Raw genomic sequence first — 8266 nt, 5'->3', positions numbered from 1 at the left:
TCCCCCCAGGACTTCGTCGACATGCAGGCCACGCCCGAGTTCCAGGAACTCAAGAAGCGCCTGCGCGGCTTCGTCTTCCCGATGGCCGCCTTCTTCCTCATCTGGTACACGACGTACGTGCTCCTCGGGGCGTACGCACACGACTTCATGGCCACCCGCGTCTTCGGCAACATCAACGTCGGACTGCTGCTCGGACTCGGACAGTTCGTGACGACGTTCGCCATCACCGGCATCTACGTGAAGTTCGCGAACCGTGAGCTCGACCCCCGTGCCGCGAAGATCCGCGACGAACTCGAAGGACCCCTCCAGTGACCACCTACTCTGCCGCGCAGCAGTTCCTGGCCCAGCAGACGATCGAGGCCGAGACCGTCGGCAGCCCGCTCGTCAACATCTCGATCTTCGCGGTCTTCGTCATCGTGACCATGGCCGTGGTGATCAAGGCCAGTAAGAAGAACGCCACCTCTGCGGAGTTCTTCACCGCGGGCGGCGGCTTCTCCGGACCGCAGAACGGTGTCGCCATCGCCGGTGACTACCTCTCCGCGGCGAGCTTCCTCGGCATCGCGGGCGCCATCGCCGTCTACGGTTACGACGGCTTCCTGTACTCCATCGGCTTCCTCGTCGCGTGGCTCGTCGCCCTGCTTCTCGTCGCCGAGATGTTGCGCAACACCGGCAAGTTCACGATGGCCGACGTGCTGAGCTTCCGCCTCAAGCAGGGCCCGGTGCGTACCGCCGCCGCGTTGTCGACACTCACGGTGTCGTTCTTCTACCTGCTCGCGCAGATGGCCGGAGCCGGCGGCCTCGTCGCACTGCTCCTCGACATCTCGGATCGCACGGGACAGTCCATCGTCATCGCGGTCGTCGGCGTCCTGATGATCGTCTACGTCCTCGTCGGCGGTATGAAGGGCACCACCTGGGTGCAGATCATCAAGGCCGCGCTGCTCATCGCCGGTGCCGGTCTCATGACGGTGATGGTGCTGGCCAAGTTCGGCTTCAACCTGTCCGAGATCCTCGGCAGCGCGCAGACCATGGTCGGCGACTCGGTCTCCGAGACCGTCGCCGCGCGTGACGTTCTCGCCCCCGGCGCCCAGTACGGCGGCTCGGCCACGTCGCAGCTGAACTTTGTCTCGCTCGGTATCGCCCTGGTGCTCGGCACGGCCGGCCTGCCGCACGTGCTCATGCGCTTCTACACGGTGCCCACCGCCAAGGAAGCCCGTCGCAGCGTCGTGTGGGCCATCGCGCTGATCGGTGCGTTCTACCTCTTCACGCTGGTGCTCGGCTACGGCGCCGCCGCCATTGTCGGACCGGACCGCATCCTCGCCGCGGCCGGCGGTCAGAACGCTGCCGCACCGCTTCTCGCGTTCGAACTCGGCGGCGTGATCCTGCTGGGCGTCATCTCGGCGGTCGCCTTCGCGACGATCCTCGCGGTCGTCGCCGGCCTCACCATCACCGCGTCCGCGTCCTTCGCTCACGACATCTACGCCGGTGTCATCAAGAAGGGCAAGGTCGACGACAAGAAGCAGGTCCAGGTCTCCCGCATCACCGCCGTCGTCATCGGCATCCTCGCCATCGGTGGCGGCATCCTGGCCAACGGACAGAACATCGCCTTCCTCGTGGCGCTGGCCTTCGCGGTCGCCGCGGCGGCCAACCTGCCGACCATCCTGTACTCGCTCTTCTGGCGACGCTTCACCACGCGCGGCGCGCTGTGGAGCATGTACGGCGGTCTGATCTCCACCATCGTGCTCATCATCTTCTCCCCGGCCGTGTCCGGCTCGGCGACGGCGATGATCAAGGGCTCGGACTTCGCCTGGTTCCCCCTGTCGAACCCGGGCATCGTCTCGATCCCGCTCGCCTTCATCCTCGGCATCGTGGGAACGCTGACGAGCAAGGACAACGAGAGCACCGACAAGGCGGCGGAGATGGAGGTGCGATCCCTCACCGGCGTCGGCGCCGAGAAGCCGGTCGCTCACTAGGATTCGTCCTGGAAGTTCGGACACGATGCGGGCCACCGCGGGTGTCGTCACGCGCTAGTGTTCACGGCGTGGCGAAACTCGAGGTGGTCCGCATCGTTCCTCTGTCCGCGGAGGATGCCTGGAACGGCGCATCCGATCTGACGCGGTACGAGGAATGGCTCAGCATTCACGACGGGTGGCGCAGTGACCTGCCCGCCGAACTGTCCGAGGGCACGCAGATGGCGTCCGTGGTGTCGGTCAAGGGCATGCGGAACCGGGTGCAGTGGACCGTGAAGAAGTACTCCCCGCCGCGCGAGCTCGAACTGAAGGGCGCGGGCAAGGGCGGGGTCAAGGTCTCGCTGAAGCTCACCGTCGCGGAGAAGAAGGACGGCTCCGAGCTGAAGATGACGATCGATCTCGGCGGCGCGCCCCTGTTCGGTCCCGTGGGATCCGGTGTGGCGCGGGCGCTCAAGGGCGACATCGAGAAGTCCGTCGACACGTTCGTCACCGTCTTCTCCTGAGCGTCAGGACAGTACGACCCCCGTCGCGCACGCGGCGATCACCAGCACCAGGGCGACCGCGTCGGATCCGTGCGGGCGACGTCGGCCCGACGTGATGCTGCCGCTGCCGCCGCGCACCGCGATCGCCTCGCCCATGTCGGCCGACCGCCGGATGGCCACCGACATGATGGCGGCCATGATGTCGATGAGGAATGTGTCCTGCGTCTTGCCGCTGCGCGTGCTCTTGCGGGGTCGCAGCTTGCGTGCGGCCACCAGCGTGTAGACGTCGTCGACCAACATCGGCAGCGACCGCAGCAGCAGAGCCATCGAGACGGCCCACTCGTCCACGGGCGCACCGACTCTGCGCAGGGGCGACAACAGAGTGGCGATGGCCGGTGCGATGTCCGCCATCGACGTCGTCCAGGCCACGGTGAGCGTCGCCCACAGCAGCACGACGCCGAACAGGATGCCGCGGAAGTAGATCCACACGGCGTCGACGCCGACCACCACGTTCACTGCGGCACCGAACGCGACCAGTCCCCAGAGCCACCACGGCGGAACGGGGATCGCGAACACCGGGACCCGCGCGGCGATCGCCGCGAGCAGCAGGACGACGGACACCGCGGCGAGCATCGGCCAGGTCGGGTAGACCACCAGCGACCCGCCCAGCAGCGTGACCGCCACGAGTTTCGTTCCCGCCCAGAGTCGGTGGACCGACGTCTCCCGCGGAAGTTCGCGGAGCAGTGTGCCTCTCACCGGGTCGCTCCTCGTTCGATGGTGTCGTTCGTGGACTCGGGCGCCACGGTGCCGTGGTCGAGCACGACGGTGCGCGAGCGGACGGACGCCAGGGTGTCGACGTCGTGCGAGATGATGACGAGGGTGAGCCCCGTGCGGCGCAGATGGGTGAGCAGGGCGGTGATCTCCCCTCGACCCGGCGGATCGAGTCCGGCGAGCGGTTCGTCGAGCACCAGGACGTCCGGCTTGCCCACCAGAAGTCCGGCCAGCGCGACGCGCCGCATCTGCCCGCCACTCAGTTCGTCGACACGCGCGCCCGCGATGCGGCGATCGAGTCCCACCTGGTCGAGAACGCGGCTGACATCGATGGTGCCCACGTCGGTTCCTCCCGCGGCCTCGATGTCCTCGGACACGGTGCGGCGCTGCAGTTGCAACCGAGCGTGCTGGAACGAGAGCGCGACGGTGCCGACGGACGACGACGTGGCCTTGCCCGAGAGCTCGCACGTGCCCTCGGAGGGCTTCGTCAGGCCGGCCATGATCCAGGCCAGCGTGGATTTGCCGGAGCCGTTGCCGCCGATGACGAGCAACCCCTCGCCGCGATGCACCGTGAGGTCGATTCCCTCGAGCGCGCGGGTGGCCCACGGACCGCGCCGGTCGTACACGTGTCCGACGCCGCGCAGCACCAGTAACGGTGGTCCGGGCGGCGGCAGCGGATCCGTCCGCAGCGGAGTCGACGACATCCAGTTCGGGTCGTGCATCACCCGGCGGCCGCGGTGGAGCCGTACGACGTCGTCGGCCAGCGCTGCCTCGGTCGCGCGATGGGTGATGAGGACGACGGCCATGCCGTGGCGACGGGGGAGCCGGGCGAGCAGTTCGACGAGATCGCGCTGACCCTCCGGGTCGATCATCGCGGTGGCCTCGTCGGCGACCAGCAGCCGTGGTTCGCGAGCCAGTGCCGCGGCGACGGCGAGGCGCTGCAGTTCGCCACCGGACAGGCTGCCGGTGTCGCGCAGCCCGTACCCGGCCAGGCCCACTTCGGCGAGCAGGGCCTCGACACGGTCCGGTGTCGGCCGCGCCGCCGCCGGCAGGCCCCACACGACGTCGTCGGCCACGCGGGTGCCGAGGATCTGGGACTCGGGGTGCTGCAGGATCATCGCGGTTCCGCCGATCAGGCCGAGCCCGGTGGAACCCGTCCGGTCGATCCGGCCGCCCGTCGGCTCGGTGCCCACCAGGATGCGAGCGAGGGTCGACTTGCCGGATCCGTTGGCGCCGACGACGGCCACGAAACGGCCGGGCACGATCTCGAGATCGAGTGGGCCCAGCGCGTCGTCGTGACCGCCCCGGTAGCGGTAGGTCACGCCCGACAACCGCACGGGCACGGGGTGCGGTGCGGCCGCGTCGTCGGGGGTGACCACGACGTCGGGCAACTCGCCCCGCGACTCCAGCTCGCCGAGGCGGGACAGGGTGGCGCGCAGCACCCACCACGCGACGACGCCGCTGACGGCCGTCGACATCAGCGCCGAGACGAAGACGAGCACCCACCAGTACCCCAGGGCGAAGGAGGCGTAGTCGGCCACGGCGGTGGCGACGTCCTCGGCGGGTGCGATCCTGCCGACGATGTCCGCGCTGCCGCGGATCGAGTTGTCGAGGACGGTGAGGAACAGCTCGCGCAGTCCGCTGAGGATCAGCAGCATCAGCACGGAGAGGGCGCCCACCGCGGCGCCGGTGAGCAGCGAGAGGGTGAGCACCGACGTGAACCCACGTCCGCGTCGGACGCTCACTCCCACGATGCCTGCCAGCACTCCGGAGATCGTCATGGTCAGCGCGGTGCTGAACCCGCCCGCGACGAACGACACGAGCATGCCGGCGGTACCGGCGACGGCCAGTGCCCGCAGGCGGTGGCGGTGGGCGATGACGGCCAACGGGACGATGGCGACGATCTGCAGCGCACCCGCCACGGGAATGAGAGCGCCGATCACCGAGAACGCGACGGCGAGGGCGGTCATCACCGATCCGGTCGCGAGTTCGTCCGGGTGTAGCGTCTTCGTACCGCGACCTGTGGCCGTCCTGGATCTCACCCCTCGAGTGTGCCACCGGCGTGTCCGGTTCCCGTTCCGACGGAGACCCGCGGAACGAGAAAGTGAGCCATGACGTCCGACTCCGACGCCGCCGTGCAGATCACGCGCCCGAGACGCGTGCACCGGGCCTGGATCGTCGCCGCCGTGGCGTTCCTCGCACTCCTCGGGGCCGCGGGGTTCCGCGCCGCTCCGTCGGTGCTGATGGTGCCGATCACCGACGAGTTCGGCTGGTCGCGCGGCGTGCTGTCCGCGGCGGTGGGTTTCAACCTGCTGCTCTTCGGGCTGACCGCACCGTTCGCGGCGGCACTGATGGACCGCTTCGGCATCCGGACGGTGACGTCCGTCGCCCTCACCGTCGTGGCCCTGGGCAGCGCCCTCACCGTGTTCGTCACAGCGCCGTGGCAGATCCTGCTGACGTGGGGACTGCTCATCGGCCTGGGTACCGGATCGATGGCACTCGTCTTCGCCGCCATGGTCACCGACCGATGGTTCGTGCGGCGGCGCGGGCTCGTGTCCGGCATCCTCACGGCCGGGTCCGCGACCGGTCAGCTCATCTTCCTGCCCGTGGTCGCCGCGCTCGCCGACAGCTCGGGATGGCGGACGGCGTCACTGGTCGTGGCGGGCGGTGCGCTGGCCGTGGTGCCGTTCGTCCTGCTGTTCCTGCGGAACTCCCCGGAGGAGGTGGGGGAGCTGCCGTACGGGGCGACCGAGCAGCCCGCCCTGGTGCTCGTCACGGGGAATCCCGCGATGCGGGCGATCCGAGCACTGCGGGACGCGTCGTCCGTGCGGACGTTCTGGGCGTTGATGGTGGGCTTCGCGATCTGCGGCGCCACGACTAACGGGCTGGTGGGGGTGCACTTCATCCCGTCCGCGCACGACCACGGCATGCCGCAGACCACGGCCGCCGGACTGCTGGCCGTGGTAGGGATCTTCGACATCGTGGGCACCATCGCGTCGGGCTGGCTCACCGACCGGGTGGATCCGAGACTGCTGCTGGGCGCGTACTACGCCTTCCGAGGCGTCGCCCTGCTGTTCCTGCCGGCGCTGCTGTCCGACGCCCTGCACCCGTCGATCGTGGTGTTCATCGTCGTCTACGGCCTCGACTGGGTCGCCACGGTGCCGCCCACCATCGCTCTCTGCCGCGAGGTGTTCGGCACGCAGGGGCCGCTGGTCTTCGGCTGGGTGTTCGCTTCGCACCAGGTGGGCGCGGGCATCGCGTCCGTGGTGGCGGGGGTCGTGCGCGATGCCACCGGTGAGTACACCGCCGCCTGGTTCGGCGCAGCTGGTCTCTGCGTCGTGGCGGCGGTGCTCAGCGTCGGGATCGCTCGGCGATCAGCCCCGGTAACCGGCTGATTCGCTGCGCGCGGTGGTGGGGCGACGACGTCGACCCGAACCCCCGTTGGAGTTGCCGGCATGACCGCCGCGGGTGGAGCGTCCGCGTCCGGGCTGCTGCTGCTTCGGAGCCGGTGCGGCCTCCTTGGGAGCGGGCTTGACGTAGGCCGCGACGTCGCCGACCAGCTCCTGGACGGCCGGTGAGTCGACGGTCACGCGCTGCGGCGCCGCGTCGATCTTGGCCTTGCGCATCAGGACCGACAGGTCTCGACGCTGCTCCGGCAGGACGACGGTGACGACGTCGCCGGCGCTGCCCGCACGGGCCGTACGGCCACTGCGGTGCAGGTAGGCCTTGTGCTCGGCGGGCGGATCGACGTGGACGACCAGCTCGACGTTGTCGACGTGCACACCGCGCGCCGCGACGTCCGTGGCCACGAGCACGCGCGCATCGCCGTTGGAGAACGCAGCGAGGTTGCGGTCACGTGCAGCCTGCGACAGGTTGCCGTGCAGGTCGACGGACGGGATGCCGGCCTCGGTGAGTTGACGCGCCAGCTTGCGAGCCTGGTGCTTGGTGCGCATGAAGAGGATGCGGCGACCCTCACCGGAGGCGAGATGCTGGACCAGCGCCTTCTTGCCGTCGACGCCACCCACCTCGAAGATGTGGTGGGTCATCGCGGCGACGGGTGAGTTCTCCTCGTCGACCGAGTGCTGCACCGGGTCGGTGAGGAACTGCTTGACCAGCTTGTCGACGCCGTTGTCCAGCGTCGCCGAGAACAGCATGCGCTGTCCGTGCGAGGGTGTGGCCTTCATGATGCGCGTGACGCCGGGCAGGAAGCCCAGGTCCGCCATGTGGTCGGCCTCGTCGAGCACGGTGATCTCGATGTCGTCCAGCGTCACCAGACGCTGCTTCATCAGATCCTCGAGGCGACCGGGGCAGGCGACGACGATGTCGACGCCGCGGCTGAGCGCGGTGACTTGGCGTGCCTGCGAGACGCCACCGAAGATCGTGGTGACGCGCAGGTTCGACGCCATGGTGAGCGGCTCGAGGGCGGCAGCGATCTGGGTGGCCAGCTCACGGGTGGGGGCGAGGATCAGACCACGCGGGCGGTTGGGCTTGCGGACGCCCGAGAACGTCTCGCCGAGGCGGGACACCATGGGGATGGAGAACGCGAGAGTCTTTCCGCTGCCGGTCTTTCCGCGTCCGAGGACGTCGCGACCCTTCAGCGTGTCGGGCAGGGTGTCCGCCTGGATGGGGAACGGTGACGCGATGCCGGCAGCTGTGAGAGCGCGGACGAGACGGTCACTGACGCCGAGGTCGGCGAAGGAGGGAGAAGTCATGAAGAGTTCGAGTGCCTTTCGGGCATCTGAGCACTCCTGTGGCGGAGCGCAGAATGGCGAGACTGCCGGTGGGCAGTTCCGATCGCCGTAAGAAAAATTCGTGCTGATTCCACGACGTACGCCGCGCACAGTGGCGCAGCAGCGAGACCCAGTGTAGCCGGTCGGTCGCTGTGACCGCCGTCTCGCAGCGCGTGGGGCCGGCGCCGTGCACGCTCTGCCGGGTGGAGTTGTTGTGGCGGAACGGGATCGGCAGTGTGTGCACACCCTTTCCGGTGGGCGCACACCCCTCCCAGCAGGTTGCAGCGGGTGTGCGGTTCGCGGAACCGGTGTGCGC

At 69.1% G+C, this 8266-nt stretch carries 7 protein-coding genes; 4 read left to right on the top strand and 3 right to left on the bottom strand.

The genetic code is table 11. From position 1 onward, the window contains the following. From HQ312_RS21725 to HQ312_RS21715, 3 genes are all read left to right on the top strand, one after another. Positions 1–312, top strand: a 312-nt coding sequence (locus HQ312_RS21725) for a DUF485 domain-containing protein (RefSeq protein WP_222641592.1), incomplete at its 5' end; no start/stop codon positions are given. Next, complete coding sequence (locus HQ312_RS21720; RefSeq protein ID WP_231476145.1) at positions 309–1970, top strand: cation acetate symporter; 1662 nt, start codon at positions 309–311, stop codon at positions 1968–1970. The genes HQ312_RS21725 and HQ312_RS21720, both read left to right, overlap by 4 nt. A gap of 68 nt (positions 1971–2038) precedes the next feature. Continuing rightward, positions 2039–2470 carry an SRPBCC family protein gene (locus HQ312_RS21715; protein ID WP_056446917.1) on the top strand — a complete coding sequence of 144 codons (432 nt, stop codon included), beginning with the start codon at positions 2039–2041 and terminating at the stop codon, positions 2468–2470. A 3-nt stretch (positions 2471–2473) separates the two neighbouring features. Here the strand turns inward: HQ312_RS21715 and HQ312_RS21710 are convergent, their stop codons facing one another. Continuing rightward, a complete protein-coding gene (locus tag HQ312_RS21710) occupies positions 2474–3205 on the bottom strand; it encodes an energy-coupling factor transporter transmembrane protein EcfT (protein ID WP_222641590.1) in 732 nt (243 codons plus the stop codon). Further along, complete coding sequence (locus HQ312_RS21705; protein ID WP_222641588.1) at positions 3202–5190, bottom strand: DUF2232 domain-containing protein; 1989 nt, start codon at positions 5188–5190, stop codon at positions 3202–3204. The genes HQ312_RS21710 and HQ312_RS21705 overlap by 4 nt, the downstream gene beginning before the upstream one ends. Before the next feature lie 141 nt (positions 5191–5331). On the opposite strand from HQ312_RS21705, the gene HQ312_RS21700 reads away from it, so the two are divergent. Continuing rightward, the gene (locus tag HQ312_RS21700; protein ID WP_222641586.1) at positions 5332–6615 is read left to right on the top strand and encodes an MFS transporter; all 1284 of its coding nucleotides are present in this window, start codon (positions 5332–5334) and stop codon (positions 6613–6615) included. On the opposite strand, the gene HQ312_RS21695 is transcribed toward HQ312_RS21700, so the two are convergent. Beyond that, positions 6595–7932, bottom strand: coding sequence for a DEAD/DEAH box helicase (locus HQ312_RS21695; RefSeq protein ID WP_222641583.1), 1338 nt, complete (start codon positions 7930–7932; stop codon positions 6595–6597). The genes HQ312_RS21700 and HQ312_RS21695 overlap by 21 nt on opposite strands. Positions 7933–8266: the final 334 nt, after the last annotated feature.

This window comes from Rhodococcus sp. BP-316 (assembly GCF_019836105.1).
GTDB lineage: Bacteria > Actinomycetota > Actinomycetes > Mycobacteriales > Mycobacteriaceae > Rhodococcoides.
This window is presented reverse-complemented; position numbering and strand designations above follow the sequence as displayed.

Excerpts from the sequence above, each read along its gene's own strand:
- HQ312_RS21700 (WP_222641586.1), top strand. The coding sequence starts at position 5,332 with ATGACGTCCGACTCCGACGCCGCCGTGCAGATCACGCGCCCGAGACGC.
- HQ312_RS21695 (WP_222641583.1), bottom strand. The coding sequence starts at position 7,932 with ATGACTTCTCCCTCCTTCGCCGACCTCGGCGTCAGTGACCGTCTCGTC.
- HQ312_RS21705 (WP_222641588.1), bottom strand. The coding sequence starts at position 5,190 with ATGACCGCCCTCGCCGTCGCGTTCTCGGTGATCGGCGCTCTCATTCCC.